Below are 20,699 nucleotides of genomic sequence, written 5' to 3'. Positions count from 1 at the left end.
ATGGCAGATTATCAGGGTAAAAAAGTCGTCATTATTGGGCTGGGTATGACCGGCCTGTCATGCGTGGACTTTTTCATGGCGCGCGGCGTGACGCCGCGTGTAATGGACACCCGCGTCGCGCCTCCGGGGCTGGATAAATTACCCGAATCGGTCGAATGCCATGTCGGCGGACTCAATGATACCTGGCTGCTGGCGGCGGATCTGATTGTCGCCAGTCCCGGCATCGCGCTGGCCCATCCTTCGCTGAGCGCGGCGGCCGATGCTGGCGTAGAAATCGTTGGTGATATCGAACTGTTCTGCCGCGAGGCGCAGGCCCCGATCATCGCCATTACCGGCTCGAACGGCAAAAGCACCGTCACCACCCTGGTGGGCGAGATGGCGAAAGCGGCCGGGGTTAACGTCGGCGTGGGCGGTAATATCGGCCTGCCGGCGCTGATGCTGCTGGACACCGATCGTGAGCTATATGTGCTGGAGCTCTCCAGCTTCCAGCTGGAAACGACCTCCAGCCTGCAGGCGGTGGCGGCAACCATCCTCAACGTGACTGAGGACCATATGGACCGCTACCCGCTTGGGCTGCAGCAGTATCGCGCGGCGAAGCTGCGGATTTACGAGAATGCAAAAACCTGCGTGGTGAACGCGGACGATGCGCTCACGATGCCGGTACGCGGGGCGGACGATCGCTGCATCAGCTTTGGTGTCGATGTCGGTGACTACCACCTTAACCGTCAGCAGGGCGAAACCTGGCTGCGCGTTAAAGGTGAGAAAGTCCTCAATGTGAAAGAGATGCCTCTCACCGGTCAGCATAACTACAGCAACGCCCTGGCGGCACTGGCGCTGGCCGATGCCGCGGGCCTGCCGCGGGCCAGTAGCCTCAAGGCATTAACCACCTTCACTGGTCTGGCCCATCGCTTTCAGCTGGTGCTGGATCACAACGGCGTACGCTGGATTAACGACTCGAAGGCAACCAACGTCGGCAGCACCGAGGCGGCGCTGAACGGCCTGCAGCTGGATGGCACGCTGTATCTTCTGCTGGGCGGCGACGGCAAGTCCGCTGATTTCACCCCGCTGAAGCGCTACCTCGGCGGCGATCGTATCCGTCTGTACTGCTTTGGTCGCGACGGCGCCGAGCTCGCCGAGCTGCGTCCTGACGTGGCGGTACAAACTGAAACCATGGAACAGGCGATGCGTCAGATAGCGCCCCTGGTGAAAGCGGGCGACATGGTGCTCCTGTCGCCGGCGTGCGCCAGCCTGGATCAGTTTAAGAACTTTGAACAACGGGGCGATATGTTTGCCCGTCTGGCGAAGGAGTTAGGTTGATGCGTTTCTCTCTCCCACGCCTGAGAATGCCGCAGCTGAGCTTGCCTCGGTTGAGACTGCCGCGACTGCCGGGGATGTTTATCTTCGCCTGGCTGTTCGCCGCGCTGAAAGGCTGGGTGATGGGCTCGCGCCCGAAAGATAACGACAGTCTGGTGATGTATGACCGGATGCTGCTATGGCTGACCTTCGGCCTGGCGGCGATCGGCTTTATCATGGTGACCTCGGCGTCGATGCCGGTGGGGCAGCGCCTGGCGAACGATCCTTTCCTCTTTGCCAAGCGTGACGGCCTGTACATTGTGCTGGCCTTTGTCCTCGCGCTGGTGACGCTGCGCCTGCCGATGGATTTCTGGCAGCGCCACAGTACCGCGATGCTGATCGCTTCGATCGTTATGCTGCTGATCGTGCTGGTGGTGGGTAGCTCGGTAAACGGCGCATCGCGCTGGATCGCCCTCGGCCCGCTGCGCATCCAGCCGGCGGAGTTCACCAAGCTGTCGCTGTTCTGCTATATCGCCAACTATCTGGTGCGTAAAGCGGATGAAGTGCGTAACAACCTGCGCGGGTTCTTAAAACCGATGGGCGTGATTTTCGTGCTGGCGATCCTGCTGCTGGCGCAGCCTGACCTCGGTACCGTGGTGGTGCTGTTCGTCACCACGCTGGCGATGCTCTTCCTTGCCGGCGCGAAGCTGTGGCAGTTCATCGCCATTATCGGCATGGGTATCTCGGCGGTGGTCCTGCTGATCCTCGCCGAACCGTACCGTATTCGCCGCGTGACCTCCTTCTGGAACCCATGGGAAGACCCGTTCGGCAGTGGTTACCAGCTGACCCAGTCGCTGATGGCCTTTGGCCGCGGCGAGATGTGGGGGCAGGGCCTCGGCAACTCAGTGCAAAAACTGGAGTATTTGCCGGAAGCGCACACTGACTTTATCTTCGCCATTATCGGCGAAGAACTCGGTTATATCGGTGTGGTACTGGCGCTTTTAATGGTATTCTTCGTCGCTTTCCGCGCCATGTCGATTGGCCGTAAAGCGCTGGAGATCGATCATCGCTTCTCCGGCTTCCTCGCCTGTGCGATTGGTATCTGGTTTAGCTTCCAGGCGTTAGTTAACGTCGGGGCGGCGGCGGGGATGCTGCCGACGAAAGGTCTGACGCTGCCGCTGATCAGTTATGGTGGTTCCAGTCTGCTGATTATGTCGACGGCCATCATGTTGTTGTTGCGAATAGATTATGAAACGCGTCTGGAAAAAGCCCAGGCGTTTACACGGGGTGTTCGATGAGCGGTCAGGAAAAGCGGTTGATGGTGATGGCGGGCGGTACCGGCGGGCATGTGTTCCCGGGGCTGGCGGTCGCGCACCATTTAATGGACCAGGGCTGGCAGGTTCGCTGGCTGGGTACCGCCGATCGTATGGAAGCGGATTTAGTGCCGAAAAACGGCATCGAGATTGATTTTATCCGTATCTCTGGCCTGCGTGGTAAAGGGATAAAAGCGCAACTGTTGGCGCCGGTGCGTATCTTCAACGCCTGGCGTCAGGCGCGAGCGATCATGAAGCGTTTCCAGCCGGATGTGGTGCTGGGCATGGGCGGCTATGTCTCCGGGCCTGGCGGTCTGGCGGCGTGGTCGTTGGGGATCCCGGTGGTCCTCCACGAACAAAACGGTATTGCCGGTCTGACCAACAAATGGCTGGCGAAGATTGCGAAGAAAGTGATGCAGGCGTTTCCCGGCGCGTTCCCGCATGCGGACGTGGTCGGAAACCCGGTGCGTACCGATGTACTGGCGCTGCCGCTGCCGGGTCAGCGTCTGGTGGGGCGTCATGGACCGATTCGCGTGCTGGTGGTCGGTGGCTCTCAGGGCGCGCGCGTCCTGAACCAGACTATGCCGCAGGTGGCGGCGAAGCTCGGTGATGCGGTGACCATCTGGCATCAGAGCGGCAAAGGTGGCCAGCAAACCGTGCAACAGGCCTATGCCGCTGCGGGGCAGCCGCAGCATAAAGTGACGGAATTTATTGATGACATGGCCGCTGCCTATGCCTGGGCTGATGTCGTGGTTTGCCGTTCCGGCGCGCTGACGGTCAGCGAAATCGCGGCTGCAGGTTTACCGGCGCTGTTTGTACCCTTCCAGCACAAAGATCGTCAGCAGTACTGGAATGCGCTGCCGCTGGAGAAAGCCGGCGCGGCGAAAATTCTTGAACAGCCTGAGTTCACGGTAGAGGCGGTTGCCTCTACCCTGGCGAGCTGGGATCGGGAAACGTTGCTGGATATGGCGGAACGAGCGCGTGGCGCTTCGATTCCGGACGCTACCGAGCGAGTAGCAGAAGAGGTCAGCGCCGTAGCTTTGGCGCGCTAATTGCGGTGATTTTCACCGCCCGAATGACAGAAGTTGATGGCGTAAAGAATGAATACACAAGATTTGGCAAAACTGCGTTCCATAGTGCCCGAGATGCGTCGCGTCCGGCACATTCACTTTGTCGGCATCGGCGGTGCCGGTATGGGCGGTATTGCCGAAGTGTTGGCTAATGAAGGTTACCAGATCAGCGGCTCCGACCTGGCGCCGAATCCGGTGACCCAACAGCTGTCGCAGCTTGGCGCCACTATTTATTTCAACCATCGCCCGGAAAACGTGCGCGATGCCAGCGTTGTGGTCGTTTCCAGCGCGATTTCCGCGGATAACCCGGAAATCGTTGCCGCACACGAAGCGCGCATTCCGGTGATCCGCCGTGCGGAAATGCTGGCGGAGCTGATGCGCTTCCGCCACGGGATTGCGATTGCCGGAACTCACGGCAAAACCACTACCACCGCGATGGTGTCCAGTATTTACGCCGAAGCCGGGCTCGACCCGACCTTCGTCAACGGCGGGCTGGTGAAAGCGGCGGGCGTGCATGCCCGTCTCGGCCATAGCCGTTATTTGATTGCGGAAGCGGATGAGAGCGATGCGTCGTTCCTGCATCTGCAGCCGATGGTCGCGATTGTGACCAACATCGAAGCCGACCATATGGATACCTACCATGGCGACTTCGAAAATCTGAAGCAGACCTTTATTAACTTCCTGCACAACCTGCCGTTCTACGGACGCGCGGTGATGTGCGTGGATGATCCGGTTATTCGTGAACTGCTGCCGCGCGTAGGCCGGCAGATCACCACCTACGGTTTTAGCGACGACGCCGACGTTCGCGTCGAGGACTACCGTCAGCTTGGGGCTCAAGGCCATTTTCGCCTGGTGCGTCAGGATAAAGAGATCCTGCAGGTCACGCTCAATGCCCCGGGTCGCCATAACGCGCTGAACGCGGCGGCGGCGGTGGCCGTGGCGACGGAAGAGGGAATTGACGACCAGGCGATCCTGCGCGCGCTGGAAAGTTTCCAGGGAACCGGACGCCGCTTTGATTTTCTTGGCGAGTTTCCGCTGGCGGAAGTCAACGGCAAGCCGGGCAGCGCGATGCTGATCGATGACTACGGCCACCACCCGACGGAAGTGGACGCCACCATCAAAGCCGCGCGCGCTGGCTGGCCGGATAAAAATCTGGTGATGCTGTTCCAACCGCACCGTTATACCCGTACCCGCGATCTGTATGACGATTTCGCCAACGTGCTGACCCAGGTCGATGCGCTGCTGATGCTGGATGTCTATCCGGCGGGCGAAGCGCCGATCCCGGGCGCCGATAGCCGCTCACTGTGCCGTACGATCCGCGGTCGCGGTAAAGTTGACCCAATCCTGGTCTCTGACCCGGCCCAGGCCGCGGAGATGCTGGCGTCGGTGCTGACCGGTAACGATTTAGTGCTGGTGCAGGGCGCGGGCAATATCGGAAAAATTGCCCGTCACCTGGCTGAAATCAAACTGGCTCCGCAAAAAACGGAGGAAGAGCGCCATGGCTGATAAAATCGCGGTGCTTTTCGGTGGAACCTCCGCTGAACGTGAAGTGTCGCTGAATTCAGGCGCCGCGGTGCTGGCCGGGCTGCGTGAAGGCGGGGTGGATGCCCATCCGGTCGACCCGCGCGACATCGATATTACCCAGTTAAAAAATCTGGGCTTTAAGAAAGCGTTTATTGCCCTCCATGGCCGCGGCGGGGAAGATGGCACATTGCAGGGGCTGCTGGATCTGATCCAGTTGCCTTATACCGGCAGCGGGGTGATGGCCTCTGCGCTGTCGATGGATAAACTGCGCAGCAAATGGCTGTGGCAGGGGGCGGGATTGCCGGTCGCGCCGTGGGTCGCGCTGACCCGCGCCCAGTTTACTGCAGGACTTTCTGCTGCCGTTGAACAACAGATTGCGGCGCTGGGCCTGCCGGTCATCATCAAGCCGAGCCGTGAAGGCTCCAGCGTCGGGATGTCGAAAGTCAGCGAAAGCTGTGATTTACCGAGTGCATTGGCGCTGGCTTTTCAGCATGATGATGAAGTTTTGGTCGAAAAATGGCTTAGTGGGCCGGAATTTACCGTCGCCATCGTCGGTGAAGAAATTTTACCGTCAATACGTATCCAGGCCGCGGGAACCTTCTATGATTATGAGGCGAAGTATCTGTCTGATGAGACGCAATATTTCTGCCCTGGATTTGAAGATCCCGCGCGTGAGTCAGACATCCAGAGCCTGGTGCTTAAAGCCTGGAATGTTCTGGGTTGTAAAGGCTGGGGCCGTATTGACGTGATGCTGGACAGCGATGGCCAGTTTTATCTGCTGGAAGCAAATACTTCCCCGGGCATGACCAGCCATAGCCTTGTACCGATGGCGGCGCGTCAGGCAGGAATGAGCTTCTCCCAGCTTGTTGTACGAATTCTGGACCTGGCGGGGTGATATGTCGCAGGCTGCGCTGAATACGCGGAACCATGAAGAGGACGTTTCTTCTTCGCGTCGGAGTAATGGAACGCGGCTGGCAGGGATCGTTTTCCTGCTGGCGGTGCTGTTTACCGTGCTGGTCAGCGGGTGGATGGTTCTTGGCTGGATGGAAGATGCGCAGCGCTTGCCGCTGTCGAAGATGGTGGTGACCGGCGAGCGTCACTATACGCGCAATGATGACATCCGCCAGGCGATTCTGGCGTTGGGTTCACCGGGTACTTTCATGACTCAGGATGTGAACATTATTCAGAGTCAAATTGAACGCTTGCCGTGGATTAAGCAGGCGAGCGTCCGTAAGCAGTGGCCCGATGAATTGAAGATTCATCTGGTTGAATATGTGCCGATTGCGCGCTGGAATGATCAACATATGGTGGATGCAGAAGGAAATGCCTTCAGCGTACCGGCGGATCGCACCAGCAAACAGAATTTACCGATGTTATACGGCCCGGAAGGCAGTGAGAACGAAGTGCTGCAAGGGTATCGTGACATGGGGCAGGTGCTGGCAAAGGATAAATTCACGTTGAAAGTGGCGGCGATGACCGCCCGTCGCTCCTGGCAGTTGACGCTTAATAATGACATTAAGCTCAACCTTGGCCGTGGCGATACCATGAAACGGCTTCAGCGCTTTATGGAACTCTACCCGGTTCTCCAGCAGCAGGCGCAGACCGACGGCAAACGGATTAGCTACGTTGATTTGCGTTATGACTCGGGTGCGGCAGTGGGCTGGGTACCTGCTCCCGTAGAGGAAACTAATCAACAACAGAATCAGGCACAGGCAGAACAACAATGATCAAGGCGACGGACAGAAAACTGGTAGTTGGACTGGAGATTGGCACCGCTAAGGTGGCCGCTTTAGTAGGGGAAGTTCTGCCCGACGGCATGATTAATATCATCGGCGTGGGCAGTTGCCCATCACGTGGTATGGATAAAGGCGGTGTGAACGACCTCGAGTCGGTGGTGAAATGCGTACAGCGCGCCATCGACCAGGCCGAACTGATGGCGGATTGCCAGATTTCATCAGTTTATTTGGCACTTTCGGGTAAACATATAAGCTGTCAGAATGAAATCGGGATGGTACCGATTTCGGAAGAAGAAGTGACGCTGGATGACGTTGAGAACGTGGTCCACACCGCGAAGTCGGTTCGCGTCCGCGATGAACATCGCGTCCTGCACGTGATTCCGCAGGAATATGCCATCGACTACCAGGAAGGGATTAAAAACCCGGTAGGGCTGTCCGGCGTGCGTATGCAGGCGAAGGTGCATCTGATTACCTGCCATAACGATATGGCGAAAAACATTGTTAAAGCGGTGGAACGTTGCGGTCTGAAAGTTGACCAACTTATTTTCGCCGGGTTAGCGGCCAGTTATTCGGTATTAACAGAAGATGAACGTGAGCTGGGCGTCTGCGTCGTGGACATCGGCGGTGGTACAATGGATATCGCCGTCTACACCGGCGGCGCATTGCGTCACACCAAAGTGATCCCGTACGCCGGGAACGTGGTGACCAGCGATATCGCCTATGCCTTTGGTACGCCGCCGAGCGATGCCGAAGCGATTAAGGTTCGTCACGGTTGCGCATTAGGTTCCATCGTCGGTAAAGACGAAAACGTCGAAGTCCCGAGCGTAGGCGGACGTCCGCCGCGCAGCCTGCAGCGTCAGACGCTGGCAGAGGTGATTGAACCGCGCTATACCGAGCTGCTTAATCTGGTCAACGAAGAGATCCTGCAGCTGCAGGAACAGCTCCGCCAGCAGGGTGTCAAACATCATCTGGCGGCAGGGATTGTGTTAACCGGCGGCGCGGCGCAAATTGAAGGCCTGGCGGCCTGCGCGCAGCGGGTATTCCATACCCAGGTGCGTATTGGCGCGCCGCTGAACATTACTGGTTTAACGGATTACGCCCAGGAGCCGTATTATTCGACGGCGGTTGGGCTGCTGCACTACGGCAAAGAGTCACATTTGAGTGGTGAAGCGGAAGTCGAAAAACGCGTGACGGCGTCAGTGGGCTCGTGGATTAAACGACTCAACAGCTGGCTGCGAAAAGAGTTTTAATTTTTTAAGAGAACGCAGACAATTAGCGTTCTCAGGCGACAGGCACAAGACGGAGAGAAACTATGTTTGAACCTATGGAACTGACCAACGACGCGGTGATTAAAGTCATCGGCGTCGGTGGCGGCGGCGGTAACGCCGTTGAACACATGGTGCGCGAGCGCATTGAGGGTGTTGAATTCTTCGCGGTGAACACCGATGCGCAGGCGCTGCGTAAAACGGCTGTTGGCCAGACTATCCAGATCGGTAGCGGTATTACCAAAGGTCTGGGTGCGGGCGCGAACCCGGAAGTCGGCCGCAATGCGGCGGACGAAGACCGCGAAGCGCTGCGTGCGGCCCTTGATGGCGCAGACATGGTGTTCATCGCGGCAGGTATGGGCGGCGGTACCGGTACCGGTGCGGCGCCAGTGGTTGCGGAAGTGGCGAAGGATCTGGGTATCCTCACCGTTGCGGTGGTCACGAAGCCGTTTAATTTCGAAGGCAAGAAGCGCATGGCGTTTGCTGAGCAGGGGATCACCGAACTGTCCAAGCACGTTGACTCACTGATCACCATCCCGAACGACAAGCTGCTGAAAGTACTCGGCCGTGGTATTTCTCTGCTCGACGCGTTCGGCGCGGCAAACGATGTACTGAAAGGCGCGGTGCAGGGTATCGCCGAACTGATTACGCGTCCGGGCCTGATGAACGTCGACTTCGCGGACGTCCGTACCGTGATGTCAGAAATGGGCTACGCGATGATGGGCTCCGGCGTGGCGAGTGGTGAAGACCGTGCGGAAGAAGCGGCTGAAATGGCTATCTCTTCTCCGCTGCTGGAAGATATCGACCTGTCCGGCGCGCGCGGCGTACTGGTTAACATCACTGCGGGCTTCGACCTGCGTCTGGATGAGTTCGAAACCGTGGGTAACACCATCCGTGCCTTTGCGTCGGATAACGCGACCGTGGTTATCGGTACTTCTCTGGACCCGGATATGAACGACGAGCTGCGCGTGACCGTGGTGGCGACTGGTATCGGCATGGACAAGCGTCCGGAAATTACCCTGGTGACCAACAAACAGGTTCAGCAGCCGGTGATGGATCGCTACCAGCAGCACGGTATGTCGCCGCTGACGCAAGAGCAGAAGCCGGCAGCAAAAGTGGTGAACGACAATACGCCGCAAACCGCGAAAGAGCCGGATTATCTGGATATCCCAGCCTTCCTGCGTAAGCAAGCCGATTAAGAATCGACTGGAAGTTGGGCATCTGCGCTCTTTGTGCTAAACTGGCCTCCCGATAGTGGTGTACACTTCGGTTGGATAGGTAAATTGGCGAGATTATACGATGATCAAACAAAGGACTCTTAAACGTATCGTTCAGGCGACTGGTGTCGGTTTGCATACCGGCAAGAAAGTCACACTGACGTTACGCCCTGCGCCGGCAAATACCGGGGTCATCTATCGTCGCACCGACTTGAATCCACCGGTAGATTTTCCGGCTGATGCCAAATCTGTGCGTGATACCATGCTCTGTACTTGCCTGGTTAATGAGCATGACGTGCGGATTTCTACGGTTGAACACCTGAACGCCGCATTGGCTGGCCTGGGTATCGACAACATTATTGTTGAAGTCGATGCGCCGGAAATCCCGATTATGGACGGCAGTGCGGCTCCGTTCGTTTATCTGTTGCTGGACGCCGGCATCGATGAACTGAACTGCGCCAAGAAATTTGTTCGTATCAAAGAGACGGTTCGCGTCGAAGATGGCGACAAATGGGCTGAATTCAAACCGTACAATGGTTTTTCGCTGGATTTCACCATCGATTTTAACCATCCGGCGATTGATGCCAGCACCCAGCGCTATACGCTGAACTTCTCGGCCGATGCGTTCATGCGTCAGATTAGCCGTGCGCGTACCTTCGGTTTTATGCGCGATATCGAATATCTGCAGTCCCGCGGCCTGTGCCTGGGCGGCAGCTTCGATTGTGCCATCGTTGTTGACGATTATCGCGTACTGAACGAAGACGGTCTGCGCTTTGAAGACGAATTTGTTCGCCACAAAATGCTGGATGCGATCGGTGACCTGTTTATGTGTGGTCACAACATTATCGGCGCATTCACGGCGTACAAATCGGGTCACGCGTTGAATAACAAACTGCTGCAGGCGGTCCTGGCAAAACAGGAAGCCTGGGAGTATGTGACCTTCGAAGACGACGCAAAACTGCCTATGGCGTTCCGCGCACCGTCGATGGTTCTGGCGTAAGCCTGACCATTCAGTAAATTCGACTGGTAACCTGGTACTCTCTCCGACCAGGGAACCAGTCGTTTTTCTTTTATAACCCCTTCCAGTTATTTTTCGCAGTGATTGTCGGGCAATAATTAGCGCGCGTTCGCTGTTTTATTAAGCGTTTTCCCCGGGCAATCGCCTTCATTCATGCTGCCTCAGCGCGGTAATAATGTTAGTATTTGAGCGCAAAATTATTTCTCCGGGTTGCTTTACCCCGTGGATGTCAGGGTGTCCTGCAAAAAACGCTAATTAAGAGGCGGCCTGAACGACGACGGGTATACCAACGAAAGGTAATGAAAGTGAGTGGATTGCTGACGCGCTGGCGACAGTTTGGCAGACGGTATTTTTGGCCGCATCTCCTGTTGGGGATGGTCGCGGCCAGCTTCGGCCTGCCCGCGCTTAGCAACAGCCACGAAACTGCGACGCCGGCGAAGGCAACGTCCAGCAACCATAATCCGAGCAAAGTTAACTTCTCTCAGCTGGCGCTGCTGGAGAGTAATCGTCGGCCGAACTTTACCGTCGACTACTGGCATCAGCACGCCATTCGCACCGTTATTCGTCATCTCTCCTTCGCGATGGCGCCACAGGCATTGCCGGTGGCGGAAGAAACTTCCCCGCTGCAGGCCCAACATCTGGCGCTGCTTGATACGCTCAGCGCGCTGCTGACCCAGGACAGCACGCCGCCGGTGGTGATCCGCCAGGTGGCTTACATCTCTTCCTCATATTCTGCCTTCCGCGTGAGCGCCTGGATTAGCCAGGTGGCGGGGATCCGCGCAGGACCTCAACGTCTCAGCTGAAAATAACCACGGACCATCCTATTTTTTGTGACTCCGCACCGCGGGGCGTTTGAGATTTTATTATGCTTATTAAAATGTTAACTAAGGTTTTCGGCAGCCGTAACGACCGTACGCTGCGTCGTATGCGCAAAGTTGTCAATATCATCAACGGTATGGAACCGGCGATGGAAAAACTCTCTGATGACGAGCTGAAAGCGAAAACTGCTGAATTCCGCGCGCGCCTGGAAAAAGGCGAAGTGCTGGAAAACCTGATCCCGGAAGCCTTTGCCGTCGTTCGCGAAGCCAGTAAGCGTGTGTTCGGCATGCGCCACTTCGACGTCCAGCTGCTGGGCGGTATGGTGCTTAACGATCGCTGCATCGCCGAGATGCGTACTGGTGAAGGTAAAACGCTGACCGCGACCCTGCCGGCGTACCTCAACGCGCTGACCGGTAAAGGCGTCCACGTGGTGACCGTCAACGACTATCTGGCGCAGCGTGACGCCGAAAACAACCGTCCGCTGTTCGAATTCCTTGGTATGAGCGTGGGCATCAATATGTCCGGTCTGCCGGCGCCGGCGAAGCGTGAAGCCTACGCTGCCGATATTACCTACGGCACCAACAACGAATACGGCTTCGACTATCTGCGCGACAACATGGCCTTCAGCCCGGAAGAGCGCGTTCAACGTAAACTGCACTATGCGCTGGTGGATGAGGTGGACTCCATCCTGATCGACGAAGCGCGTACCCCGCTGATCATTTCCGGTCCGGCGGAAGACAGCTCTGAAATGTACCGTAAGGTAAACAAAATCATCCCGCACCTGATCCGTCAGGAAAAAGAGGATTCGGATACCTTTACCGGTGAAGGCCACTTCTCTGTTGATGAGAAAGCCCGCCAGGTTAACCTGACCGAACGCGGTCTGGTGCTCATCGAAGAGCTGCTGGTGCAGGAAGGCATTATGGAAGAAGGTGAGTCGCTGTACTCCCCGACCAACATCATGCTGATGCACCATGTGACCGCCGCGCTGCGCGCCCATGCGTTGTTCACCCGCGACGTTGACTACATCGTTAAAGATGGCGAAGTTATCATCGTCGATGAGCACACTGGCCGTACGATGCAAGGCCGCCGTTGGTCCGATGGTCTGCACCAGGCGGTGGAAGCCAAAGAAGGCGTGGAGATCCAGAACGAAAACCAGACTCTGGCCTCTATCACCTTCCAGAACTACTTCCGCCTGTACGAGAAACTGGCGGGGATGACCGGTACAGCGGATACCGAAGCCTTCGAATTCAGCTCTATCTATAAGCTGGATACCGTTGTCGTGCCGACCAACCGTCCGATGATCCGTAAGGACATGGCGGATCTGGTCTATATGACCGAAGCGGAAAAAATTCAGGCGATTATCGAAGATATTAAAACCCGCACCGCTGCCGGCCAGCCGGTGCTGGTGGGGACTATCTCGATCGAAAAATCCGAAGTAGTTTCGCGCGAGCTGACCAAAGCCGGCATCAAGCACAACGTACTGAACGCCAAGTTCCACGCCAGCGAAGCGGATATCGTCGCCCAGGCGGGTTATCCGGCAGCGGTGACCATTGCCACCAACATGGCGGGTCGTGGTACCGATATTATGCTCGGCGGTAGCTGGCAGGCGGAAGTCGCCGCGCTGGAAAATCCGACGGCGGAACAGATTGAAAAAATCAAAGCGGACTGGCAGGTGCGCCATGATGCGGTTCTGGCCGCAGGCGGTCTACACATTATCGGTACTGAGCGTCATGAATCACGCCGTATCGATAACCAGCTGCGTGGCCGTGCGGGTCGTCAGGGTGATGCCGGTTCTTCCCGCTTCTACCTGTCGATGGAAGATGCCCTGATGCGTATCTTCGCCTCCGATCGTGTGTCCGGCATGATGCGCAAACTGGGGATGAAACCGGGTGAAGCCATCGAGCACCCATGGGTGACTAAGGCTATCGCCAACGCCCAGCGTAAAGTGGAAAGCCGTAACTTTGATATTCGTAAGCAGCTGCTGGAATATGATGATGTGGCTAACGACCAGCGCCGCGCGATCTACACTCAGCGTAACGAACTGCTGGACGTGTCTGATGTCAGCGAAACCATCAACAGCATCCGCGAAGACGTCTTTAAAGCGACTATCGATGCGCATATTCCGCCGCAGTCGCTGGAAGAGATGTGGGATATTGAAGGCCTGCAGGAGCGTCTGAAAAACGACTTCGACCTCGAGCTGCCGATCAAAGAGTGGCTGGATAAAGAGCCGGAGCTGCATGAAGAGACCCTGCGTGAACGTATTCTGCAGAGCGCGGTAGAAACCTACCAGCGTAAAGAAGAAGTGGTCGGTGCCGAGATGATGCGTCACTTTGAGAAAGGTGTGATGCTGCAGACCCTGGACTCCCTGTGGAAAGAGCACCTGGCAGCGATGGACTATCTGCGTCAGGGTATCCATCTGCGTGGCTATGCGCAGAAAGATCCGAAGCAGGAGTACAAGCGCGAATCGTTCTCTATGTTTGCTGCGATGCTGGAGTCACTGAAGTATGAAGTGATTAGCACCCTGAGCAAAGTCCAGGTGCGTATGCCGGAAGAAGTCGAAGCGATGGAGCAACAGCGTCGTGAAGAAGCCGAGCGCCTGGCGCAGATGCAGCAGCTCAGCCATCAGAGCGATGATGAGGCCGCTGCCGAGGATCTGGCGGCACAAACCGGCGAGCGTAAAGTGGGGCGTAACGATCCCTGTCCGTGCGGTTCCGGTAAAAAATATAAACAGTGCCACGGCCGTCTGAGCTAAGGCCTGATAAAAAAACAAAGGCGCAGAGTTCTGCGCCTTTTTTATGGAGCTGATTCAATGAAAAAACTGCAAATCGCCGTCGGGATAATTCGCAATCCGCAAGGCGAAATCTTTATTACCCAGCGCGCCGCTGATGCCCATATGGCGAATAAGCTGGAGTTCCCGGGCGGGAAGATTGAATCTGATGAGACGCCGGAGCAGGCGCTAATTCGCGAGCTGCAGGAAGAGGTTGGAATTACGGTAAGGTCTGCAACGCTATTTGATAAGCTGGAGTATCAGTTCCCTGACCGCCATATAACGCTGTGGTTTTTCCTTGTGGAAAGATGGCAAGGCGAGCCATGGGGTAAAGAAGGGCAACCGGGACGGTGGATGGCGGGTCAGACACTGGATCCAGAGGCGTTCCCCCCGGCGAATGAACCGGTTATCAACAAACTTATCGGCCTGGGCTGAGCGTCAGGCTACAACGCTAACCCGATAATTATCGGGTTAGCGTGCCGGTAAATCAGGGCTGCTGCTCGCTCCAGTCATCGCTGTCGGAGAGATCGCCCGCACTGGGGATGCGTTTCTCTTCTGCGGCCCATTCTCCCAGATCGATCAGCTGACAGCGCTTGCTGCAGAATGGACGAAAGGGACTCTGCTCGCCCCACACCACGTTTTTTCCGCAGGTCGGGCAGTTGACGATGGTCTCTTCAGACATGTTATCTCCTTAGCAGCAGGCCAGTTCAAAATCAAAGCGCTCCGGCACGATCCCATACTCACTGTCCAGCGGCAGGAAACGGATAGCGAAACGGCTCTTATGGCCGGAGATCTGCGGATACAGCTGGTGAGCCAGATCGAGACGCAGACGTAGCAGATCGGCATCTTCGCCATTATCCTGGTAAAAGCCGTTGAGGCTGGTCTGTTTGCGAAACAGCGCAGAGTTACGGATCAGGTCGAGGATCAGGTTCAGGGACTGGATCAGCGGATCGAGGCTGGCGAGCCAGCTGGCCACCTGCTCGTCCCGATGCGCCTGTGGCATATGGAGCCAGATATGCAGGGTCGGTAAATCGAAGCTGCAGCAGCCGCCTGGAATACTCAGGCGCTGACGCACCAGCGCAATCAGGCGATCTTCACGCAGAAACTGGCCAATACGCGGCGCGGCCATCAGGGTGCTGGAGGATTGCTTCAGCTGCTGGCGCAGTTCGTTAATGCGCTCCTGATCGACGCCCGGTACTTCTGCCCAGGACTGGAGCTTGCGCTGCTGGCGCTCCAGTTCTTTAACCAGGTCGGTACGCACCTCGCCACGCTCCAGCACATCCAACAGATCGCCGGCGTTACGGAAAAAATGGAGCGCATCGGCATGAGTGGCAATCATCGGATGGAAAGCCATTTGCTGGATCAGAAATTCGATGCGCAGCCAGGTACGCATTTTCTCATTAAGAGGATGTTCAAACAGAACGGGGGTATGCATTACGAGTTTTCCTGTGAGGCGGCCTGCGATGCCAGCATTAAATACTTTTCGTGCAGGCGGGCAACATCCGATGCCACTGCATCCGGCGTGCCAGTGTTTTCAATAACATCGTCCGCGACGGCCAGGCGCTGCTCGCGCGTGGCCTGAGCGGCAAGAATATGTTCAGCATGTTCGCGGCTGACCTTGTCACGCAGCATGGTGCGTTCGATCTGCGTTTCTTTTGGCACATCGACGACCAGTACGCGATCGGCCTGACCGGACAGGCGGTTTTCGACCAGCAAAGGTACGACCCAGAGGAGATAAGGGGAGGTAGCAGCCTGCATCTGGCGGCGCGTTTCCTGCTGGATCAGCGGATGCAACAGCGCGTTAAGCCAGGCTTTATCCTCCACGTGAGCAAAAATTTTTTCCCGCAGCAGGCGGCGGTTCAGCGTGCCGTCGGGGGCAATCATCTGCGACCCAAAGTGGCCGGCGATGGCCTGGAGCGCTGGGGTGCCAGGTTCGACCACCTGGCGGGCGATAACATCGGCATCAACAACGTTAACCCCGAGCTGCGCGAAGGCGTCTGCGACCGTGCTTTTACCGCTGCCGATCCCACCTGTTAACGCGACTGTGTACCCCATATCTTCTGACCCTGAAACGGATTGCTCGTATTTTTTGCATTCAGACAGCGATGACTGGCCGCACGTCGGAGAGGTGATAGTGATCATGTCGTGATAGTCACGTGCCAACCGGGATCGCCGCCCGCTATTCTGTTTCTTTTAATCAAGCAAATCAAATGGTTAAAAATAATACGCTGGCGAGGAAAGGCATAAGCGCTTTTTTCTCCATTCACCAGGTAAATTTATACGATTGTAGCGTAAAAAAAGTGAAAATCGCAGTCTTGCGCAGGCCTGATTCGTGCGTATGATAACGTCACTGGAGTTGTGCTCTCACAATAATGCAATTAACCCCAGGAATTCGCACATGCGTATTGAAGAAGATCTGAAGCTTGGTTTCAAAGACGTTCTTATCCGCCCGAAACGCTCTACTCTCAAAAGCCGTTCTGATGTTGAGCTGGAACGTGAATTCACTTTCAAACATTCAGGCCAGACCTGGTCCGGTGTGCCAATTATTGCGGCCAACATGGATACCGTCGGCACCTTCAGTATGGCGCAAGCACTGGCCACTTTTGGTATTCTGACCGCGGTACACAAGCACTACACCGTTGAGGAATGGCAGGCGTTTGTACAGGGCGCATCCGCAGATGTCCTCAAGCATGTGATGGTTTCCACCGGCACTTCCGATGCGGATTTCGAAAAGACGCAACAGATCCTCTCTCAGAATCCGCAACTGAAATTTGTGTGCATCGACGTGGCTAACGGCTACTCTGAGCACTTCGTGCAGTTTGTGGCGAAAGCTCGTGAAGCCTGGCCGCAGAAAACCATTATCGCCGGAAACGTGGTCACTGGTGAAATGTGCGAAGAGCTGATCCTCTCCGGCGCCGATATTGTGAAAGTCGGGATTGGCCCGGGTTCCGTCTGCACTACCCGCGTCAAAACTGGCGTCGGCTATCCGCAGCTCTCCGCCGTGATCGAGTGCGCTGATGCGGCGCACGGCCTGGGCGGCCAGATCATCAGCGACGGCGGATGCACCATGCCGGGTGATGTGGCGAAAGCTTTCGGCGGCGGCGCCGATTTCGTGATGCTCGGCGGCATGCTGGCGGGCCATGAAGAGAGCGGCGGAACCATCGTTGAAGAGAACGGGGAAAAATTCATGCTGTTCTATGGCATGAGCTCCGAGTCGGCGATGACGCGCCATGTTGGCGGTGTCGCGAAATACCGCGCGGCGGAAGGTAAAACCGTTAAGCTACCGCTGCGTGGCCCGGTGGATAATACTGCTCGCGATATCCTTGGCGGCCTGCGTTCAGCCTGCACCTATGTTGGCGCGTCGCGTCTGAAAGAGCTGACCAAACGGACGACCTTTATCCGCGTTCAGGAACAAGAGAACCGGATATTCAATAGCCTGTAAGTGGCTTCGCTGGCGCCTGTGCTGCGCCAGCGTTTCTCACCCTCCCGCCCCGCCAATGGCATCGCCCAGATGAAAAACGGGCAAATACATCGCCACCACCAGAATGCCGACCAGTGAACCGGTTATCACCAGCATGATGGGTTCGAGATGCGCAGCCAGACTGTCGGCTCGCTGATGCGTTTGCTCTCGATGATGGTGCGCCAGATTTTCCAGCATTTGATCCAGCGCCCCCGCGCTTTCACCCGTACGGATGAGCTGCAGGCACAGCGGAGTAAAACCGCCGCACCGGCTTAACGCCTGCCAAATCGGTTCCCCCTGGGCTATCAGCGTACGGGCTTGCGCCAGGCGCTGGCGCCAGAGTGGGCACGACAGAGTTGCTTCAACACTTTGCAAACCCTGCAGAAAGCTAATACCGGCGCTTTGGGTTAACGCCAGGATGGTAAAGATCAGGCTCAGCTGTTGGCCGCCGATCAGGGGGCCGATGAGAGGGAGCGCGTTCAGCAATCGCTGGCGACGCAGCAACCAGTCGCTACGCCGCCGGACCAGCTGGTTGAGCAGCAGCGGGCTCAGGAAAAGGGCCAGCAGTAGAGGCCAGCCGCGACTTAGCATGTCGCCTGCCGCAACGACCATCCGCGTCAACAGCGGCAGCGGCGTACTGAACGTCTGGTAGATGGCGGTGAACTCGGGCAGGACAAAATAGAGCATCCCCAGCACCACCAGCAGCGCCAGGGCGAGCACAATCAGCGGGTAACGCAGCGCTTTTTTGACCTTGCCTGCGAGCCGCTGCTGCTCCTGCTGTTGGTTGGCCAGCTGCAGGCAGCAGATATCAAGCTTGCCTGTCAGTTCGCCGGTACTAATCATCGCCAGATAAAGTGGCGGAAAGGCTTGCGGCCACTGCGCCAGCGCGGTAGAGAAAGCTACGCCCTGAGCCAGCTCGCGGCCCAGGGACTCAAGCAGCGCTTGCCATTGCGGGTGTGGTTGCTGCTGCGCCAGCAGAGTTAAACCGTCCGCCAGCGGCAGGCCGGCCTGCAGCAGGGTGGCGAGCTGACGGATCGTTTCGCTACTGTAGCGTGGGTGCCAGAGATTCAGCTTCACTGCACAGCGGCGCACGGCCAGCGGCATGACGCGCTGCTGCTGAAGGTCGTGCAGCACCTCCAGACGACTGGCTTGCCATAGCATCCCCTGGCAAGGGGCGCCGTGCGCATCGATACCGCGCCAGCGCCAGAGACGCTTAGTCGCCATGGGGGATCCCCAGCACCCGCACCACCTCTTCAAGGCTGGTCAGCCCCTGTTCGATAGCCTGACAACCGCTTTCAAAAAGCGTCATCATCCCCGCGGCTCGCGCCAGAGATTCAATTTCAATGGCATTCAGCTCCTGGACTATTCCCTGGCGTAACCCGGGGGTGACAGGCATGACCTCAAACAGCGCCAGCCTGCCGTGATAACCGTGATAACAGTGATCGCAGCCAGCCGCCTGCCAGCGCGGCAGCGGGCGTGGCCACAGGCTGTGCGGCAGGTCGGCGGCGCTACCGACATTGCGCCGACAGTGGGGGCACAGCTTGCGGACCAGGCGCTGGGCGATAACCAGCGAGAGCGCTGAAGATATCATCCAGCGGGCGATGCCCATCTGCTGCAGGCGGGTGAGGGTTTCGCTGGTGGAGTTGGTGTGCAGGGTGGAAAGCACCAGATGGCCGGTCTGGGCGGCTTTCAGGGCTATTTCAGCGGTCTCGGCGTCACGAATCTCGCCTACCATGACAATATCCGGATCCTGGCGTAACAGGGCGCGGAGTACGCTGTGAAAGGTGAGCCCGGAACGCGGATTAATTTGCGTCTGATTCATCCCGGCGATGGGGATCTCCAGCGGATCCTCGACGCTACAGATGTTCACTTGCTCCCGGTTTCTGGCCTGCAGGGCGCTGTAGAGGGTCACCGTTTTACCGCTTCCGGTCGGGCCGGTGACCAGCAGTAGACCCTGCGGCTGATTAAGCGCCTGGCGAAAAGCCGCCAGCTGGGACGAGGAGAGTCCGAGGGCCTCCAGATCCAGGGCCTGGTCAACCTGATGCAGAAGACGCAGGACAATTTTTTCGCCATAGCGGCAGGGTAGAGTGGCGATGCGAAAGGAGAGCGGTCGTCCGCCGAGGTTCAGCGCGAACTGACCATCCTGTGGTAAACGATGCTCGGCGATATCGAGACTGGCCATGACCTTGAGTCGCGCGATAACCGGTGCCGCCAGCTCGGGGGCCAGCAACGGCAGGGCATGGAGGACGCCATCGACCCGCAGGCGGATGCGTAAATGCGTTTCCGTGGGTTCGATATGAATATCGGACGCCCGCTGACGCAGAGCCTGTTCGAGGATCTGGTTGACCCGTTCGGCGATATTCTCTGGCCCCGCGTTTTGCGCCAGTTGCGCCTGCTTTTCCTGGGCCTGCAGACGCTTGTCCATCTGTTCCTGGCTCCAGCATTCAATATCGATTCGCTTTTGCGTCGCGAAGCGCAGCGCCTCCATCAGCTCCGCCGGTGGGGTATCGACCACCGCAATGGCTATTGTCTGCTCGTCGCTATGCAGTAACATGGCGTGATAGCGGCGACAGAGAGGGATCAGCTGTTCTGTTTTCATGTGTTTGCCCTTACTTCACCCGGAAGACGTCTTCGCAGGCCTGCTGAAGGGCGCTGTTGCCGGTGATAGTGCAGACGCGCTGCCAGCCAGTGACGCCCTCGGCGTTATCCCAGGTCGGCGTCAGGGTGACGCCCAGTCCGTTCAGGCTTTCCTGGCCGGTGAGGGTGACGACCCCTTTGGCCACGCTCATGGCGGAGAGGTAGCGAGTGGTTGTCGGCGAGGGAATGCCGTTGCTGCCGCCGTCACATACCGTCAGGCCGCCATGATCGAGCGCGCAAAGTTCGATGGCCGTCCGGTAAGGGACAAAGGTCTGCAGCAGGTCGGTGAGGGCGGCTTTACGCAGGTAGTTCTGGTAGGCCGGGATGCCAATGGCACTGAGAATAGCGATGATCCCAATGACCACCATCAGTTCAATCAGGGTGAAACCACGTTGTTTATCCATAAGTCGCTCCTTGTTGTGACAGGAGCACTGTGACGGGATTTGGGATACCAGGCGAGGAGGCGAAAACAATCCGGGAAACCAGATTCCAGGGTTTTTACTTTGCTTACATGGTGGGCATGAACGGCTGCGAGTCGGCTCGCAAAATCAGGCCCTCACGCCCGGCAGCGTGAAGGCCA

19 protein-coding genes are annotated in these 20,699 nt (G+C 57.5%); 13 read left to right on the top strand and 6 right to left on the bottom strand.

Annotated elements, in window-relative coordinates; genetic code table 11:
- The 12 genes from murD to mutT all read left to right on the top strand — a co-directional run bounded on the left by murD (position 1) and on the right by mutT (position 14,457).
- Complete coding sequence (gene murD / locus HMPREF3096_RS13990) at positions 1–1,317, top strand: UDP-N-acetylmuramoyl-L-alanine--D-glutamate ligase (protein WP_008807433.1); 1,317 nt, start codon at positions 1–3, stop codon at positions 1,315–1,317.
- On the top strand, positions 1,317–2,591 hold the full coding sequence (gene ftsW / locus HMPREF3096_RS13985; protein WP_004204337.1) for a cell division protein FtsW: 1,275 nt from the start codon (positions 1,317–1,319) through the stop codon (positions 2,589–2,591). Before murD ends, ftsW begins: the two co-directional genes overlap by 1 nt.
- Positions 2,588–3,658 (top strand): undecaprenyldiphospho-muramoylpentapeptide beta-N-acetylglucosaminyltransferase, encoded by a 1,071-nt coding sequence (gene murG / locus HMPREF3096_RS13980; RefSeq protein WP_008807432.1) that lies wholly within the window; start codon positions 2,588–2,590, stop codon positions 3,656–3,658. Before ftsW ends, murG begins: the two co-directional genes overlap by 4 nt.
- A gap of 48 nt (positions 3,659–3,706) precedes the next feature.
- Positions 3,707–5,182, top strand: a complete 1,476-nt coding sequence (murC, locus tag HMPREF3096_RS13975) for a UDP-N-acetylmuramate--L-alanine ligase (RefSeq protein WP_008807431.1) — start codon at positions 3,707–3,709, stop codon at positions 5,180–5,182.
- Positions 5,175–6,095, top strand: a complete 921-nt coding sequence (locus HMPREF3096_RS13970; protein ID WP_008807430.1) for a D-alanine--D-alanine ligase — start codon at positions 5,175–5,177, stop codon at positions 6,093–6,095. The genes murC and HMPREF3096_RS13970 overlap by 8 nt, the downstream gene beginning before the upstream one ends.
- Before the next feature lies 1 nt (position 6,096).
- On the top strand, positions 6,097–6,927 hold the full coding sequence (gene ftsQ, locus HMPREF3096_RS13965; RefSeq protein WP_008807429.1) for a cell division protein FtsQ: 831 nt from the start codon (positions 6,097–6,099) through the stop codon (positions 6,925–6,927).
- Entirely contained in the window at positions 6,924–8,186 is a 1,263-nt protein-coding gene (ftsA, locus tag HMPREF3096_RS13960; protein WP_004204343.1) for a cell division protein FtsA, read from the top strand. Before ftsQ ends, ftsA begins: the two co-directional genes overlap by 4 nt.
- Positions 8,187–8,248: 62 nt before the next feature.
- Positions 8,249–9,400 (top strand): cell division protein FtsZ, encoded by a 1,152-nt coding sequence (gene ftsZ, locus HMPREF3096_RS13955; RefSeq protein WP_002888628.1) that lies wholly within the window; start codon positions 8,249–8,251, stop codon positions 9,398–9,400.
- Between the two features lie 100 nt (positions 9,401–9,500).
- Positions 9,501–10,418, top strand: coding sequence for a UDP-3-O-acyl-N-acetylglucosamine deacetylase (lpxC, locus tag HMPREF3096_RS13950; protein ID WP_002888632.1), 918 nt, complete (start codon positions 9,501–9,503; stop codon positions 10,416–10,418).
- 323 nt (positions 10,419–10,741) lie between these two features.
- Positions 10,742–11,239, top strand: a complete 498-nt coding sequence (gene secM, locus HMPREF3096_RS13945) for a secA translation cis-regulator SecM (RefSeq protein ID WP_049245540.1) — start codon at positions 10,742–10,744, stop codon at positions 11,237–11,239.
- Between the two features lie 62 nt (positions 11,240–11,301).
- Positions 11,302–14,007 (top strand): preprotein translocase subunit SecA, encoded by a 2,706-nt coding sequence (gene secA / locus HMPREF3096_RS13940; protein ID WP_012542851.1) that lies wholly within the window; start codon positions 11,302–11,304, stop codon positions 14,005–14,007.
- A 57-nt stretch (positions 14,008–14,064) separates the two neighbouring features.
- Positions 14,065–14,457: an 8-oxo-dGTP diphosphatase MutT gene (mutT, locus tag HMPREF3096_RS13935; RefSeq protein ID WP_008807426.1), complete on the top strand. Its 393-nt coding sequence runs from the start codon at positions 14,065–14,067 to the stop codon at positions 14,455–14,457.
- Positions 14,458–14,509: 52 nt separating this feature from the next.
- Here the strand turns inward: mutT and yacG are convergent, their stop codons facing one another.
- The 3 genes from yacG to coaE are packed head-to-tail and all read right to left on the bottom strand — an operon-like array spanning position 14,510 to position 16,077.
- Complete coding sequence (yacG, locus tag HMPREF3096_RS13930) at positions 14,510–14,704, bottom strand: DNA gyrase inhibitor YacG (RefSeq protein WP_008807425.1); 195 nt, start codon at positions 14,702–14,704, stop codon at positions 14,510–14,512.
- Positions 14,705–14,713: 9 nt separating this feature from the next.
- Complete coding sequence (zapD, locus tag HMPREF3096_RS13925) at positions 14,714–15,457, bottom strand: cell division protein ZapD (protein ID WP_008807424.1); 744 nt, start codon at positions 15,455–15,457, stop codon at positions 14,714–14,716.
- On the bottom strand, positions 15,457–16,077 hold the full coding sequence (gene coaE / locus HMPREF3096_RS13920; protein WP_008807423.1) for a dephospho-CoA kinase: 621 nt from the start codon (positions 16,075–16,077) through the stop codon (positions 15,457–15,459). The genes zapD and coaE overlap by 1 nt, the downstream gene beginning before the upstream one ends.
- 343 nt (positions 16,078–16,420) lie before the next feature.
- Here coaE and HMPREF3096_RS13915 point away from each other — a divergent pair, with 343 nt between their 5' ends.
- On the top strand, positions 16,421–17,464 hold the full coding sequence (locus tag HMPREF3096_RS13915) for a GMP reductase (RefSeq protein ID WP_022066125.1): 1,044 nt from the start codon (positions 16,421–16,423) through the stop codon (positions 17,462–17,464).
- Positions 17,465–17,500: 36 nt separating this feature from the next.
- Here HMPREF3096_RS13915 and hofC read toward each other — a convergent pair whose 3' ends face one another.
- Genes hofC through ppdD form a run of 3 tightly spaced genes read right to left on the bottom strand, consistent with a single transcriptional unit; the run spans position 17,501 to position 20,523 of the window.
- On the bottom strand, positions 17,501–18,706 hold the full coding sequence (gene hofC / locus HMPREF3096_RS13910; RefSeq protein WP_032731616.1) for a protein transport protein HofC: 1,206 nt from the start codon (positions 18,704–18,706) through the stop codon (positions 17,501–17,503).
- Positions 18,696–20,081: a type II secretion system protein GspE gene (gene gspE / locus HMPREF3096_RS13905; protein ID WP_032731617.1), complete on the bottom strand. Its 1,386-nt coding sequence runs from the start codon at positions 20,079–20,081 to the stop codon at positions 18,696–18,698. The genes hofC and gspE overlap by 11 nt, the downstream gene beginning before the upstream one ends.
- Before the next feature lie 10 nt (positions 20,082–20,091).
- Positions 20,092–20,523 (bottom strand): prepilin peptidase-dependent pilin, encoded by a 432-nt coding sequence (ppdD, locus tag HMPREF3096_RS13900; protein WP_008807418.1) that lies wholly within the window; start codon positions 20,521–20,523, stop codon positions 20,092–20,094.
- Positions 20,524–20,699: the final 176 nt, after the last annotated feature.

The sequence above is a fragment of the Klebsiella sp. HMSC25G12 genome, from assembly GCF_001807705.1.
In the GTDB taxonomy this organism is placed as follows: Bacteria; Pseudomonadota; Gammaproteobacteria; order Enterobacterales; family Enterobacteriaceae; genus Klebsiella; species Klebsiella variicola.
Note: the sequence above shows the minus strand (reverse complement) of the source record. Positions and strands in the feature narration are given on the sequence as shown.

Excerpts from the sequence above, each read along its gene's own strand:
- murD (WP_008807433.1), top strand. The coding sequence starts at position 1 with ATGGCAGATTATCAGGGTAAAAAAGTCGTCATTATTGGGCTGGGTATG.
- ftsW (WP_004204337.1), top strand. The coding sequence starts at position 1,317 with ATGCGTTTCTCTCTCCCACGCCTGAGAATGCCGCAGCTGAGCTTGCCT.
- murG (WP_008807432.1), top strand. The coding sequence starts at position 2,588 with ATGAGCGGTCAGGAAAAGCGGTTGATGGTGATGGCGGGCGGTACCGGC.
- murC (WP_008807431.1), top strand. The coding sequence starts at position 3,707 with ATGAATACACAAGATTTGGCAAAACTGCGTTCCATAGTGCCCGAGATG.
- HMPREF3096_RS13970 (WP_008807430.1), top strand. The coding sequence starts at position 5,175 with ATGGCTGATAAAATCGCGGTGCTTTTCGGTGGAACCTCCGCTGAACGT.
- ftsQ (WP_008807429.1), top strand. The coding sequence starts at position 6,097 with ATGTCGCAGGCTGCGCTGAATACGCGGAACCATGAAGAGGACGTTTCT.
- ftsA (WP_004204343.1), top strand. The coding sequence starts at position 6,924 with ATGATCAAGGCGACGGACAGAAAACTGGTAGTTGGACTGGAGATTGGC.
- ftsZ (WP_002888628.1), top strand. The coding sequence starts at position 8,249 with ATGTTTGAACCTATGGAACTGACCAACGACGCGGTGATTAAAGTCATC.
- lpxC (WP_002888632.1), top strand. The coding sequence starts at position 9,501 with ATGATCAAACAAAGGACTCTTAAACGTATCGTTCAGGCGACTGGTGTC.
- secA (WP_012542851.1), top strand. The coding sequence starts at position 11,302 with ATGCTTATTAAAATGTTAACTAAGGTTTTCGGCAGCCGTAACGACCGT.
- mutT (WP_008807426.1), top strand. The coding sequence starts at position 14,065 with ATGAAAAAACTGCAAATCGCCGTCGGGATAATTCGCAATCCGCAAGGC.
- yacG (WP_008807425.1), bottom strand. The coding sequence starts at position 14,704 with ATGTCTGAAGAGACCATCGTCAACTGCCCGACCTGCGGAAAAAACGTG.
- zapD (WP_008807424.1), bottom strand. The coding sequence starts at position 15,457 with ATGCATACCCCCGTTCTGTTTGAACATCCTCTTAATGAGAAAATGCGT.
- coaE (WP_008807423.1), bottom strand. The coding sequence starts at position 16,077 with ATGGGGTACACAGTCGCGTTAACAGGTGGGATCGGCAGCGGTAAAAGC.
- HMPREF3096_RS13915 (WP_022066125.1), top strand. The coding sequence starts at position 16,421 with ATGCGTATTGAAGAAGATCTGAAGCTTGGTTTCAAAGACGTTCTTATC.
- hofC (WP_032731616.1), bottom strand. The coding sequence starts at position 18,706 with ATGGCGACTAAGCGTCTCTGGCGCTGGCGCGGTATCGATGCGCACGGC.
- gspE (WP_032731617.1), bottom strand. The coding sequence starts at position 20,081 with ATGAAAACAGAACAGCTGATCCCTCTCTGTCGCCGCTATCACGCCATG.
- ppdD (WP_008807418.1), bottom strand. The coding sequence starts at position 20,523 with ATGGATAAACAACGTGGTTTCACCCTGATTGAACTGATGGTGGTCATT.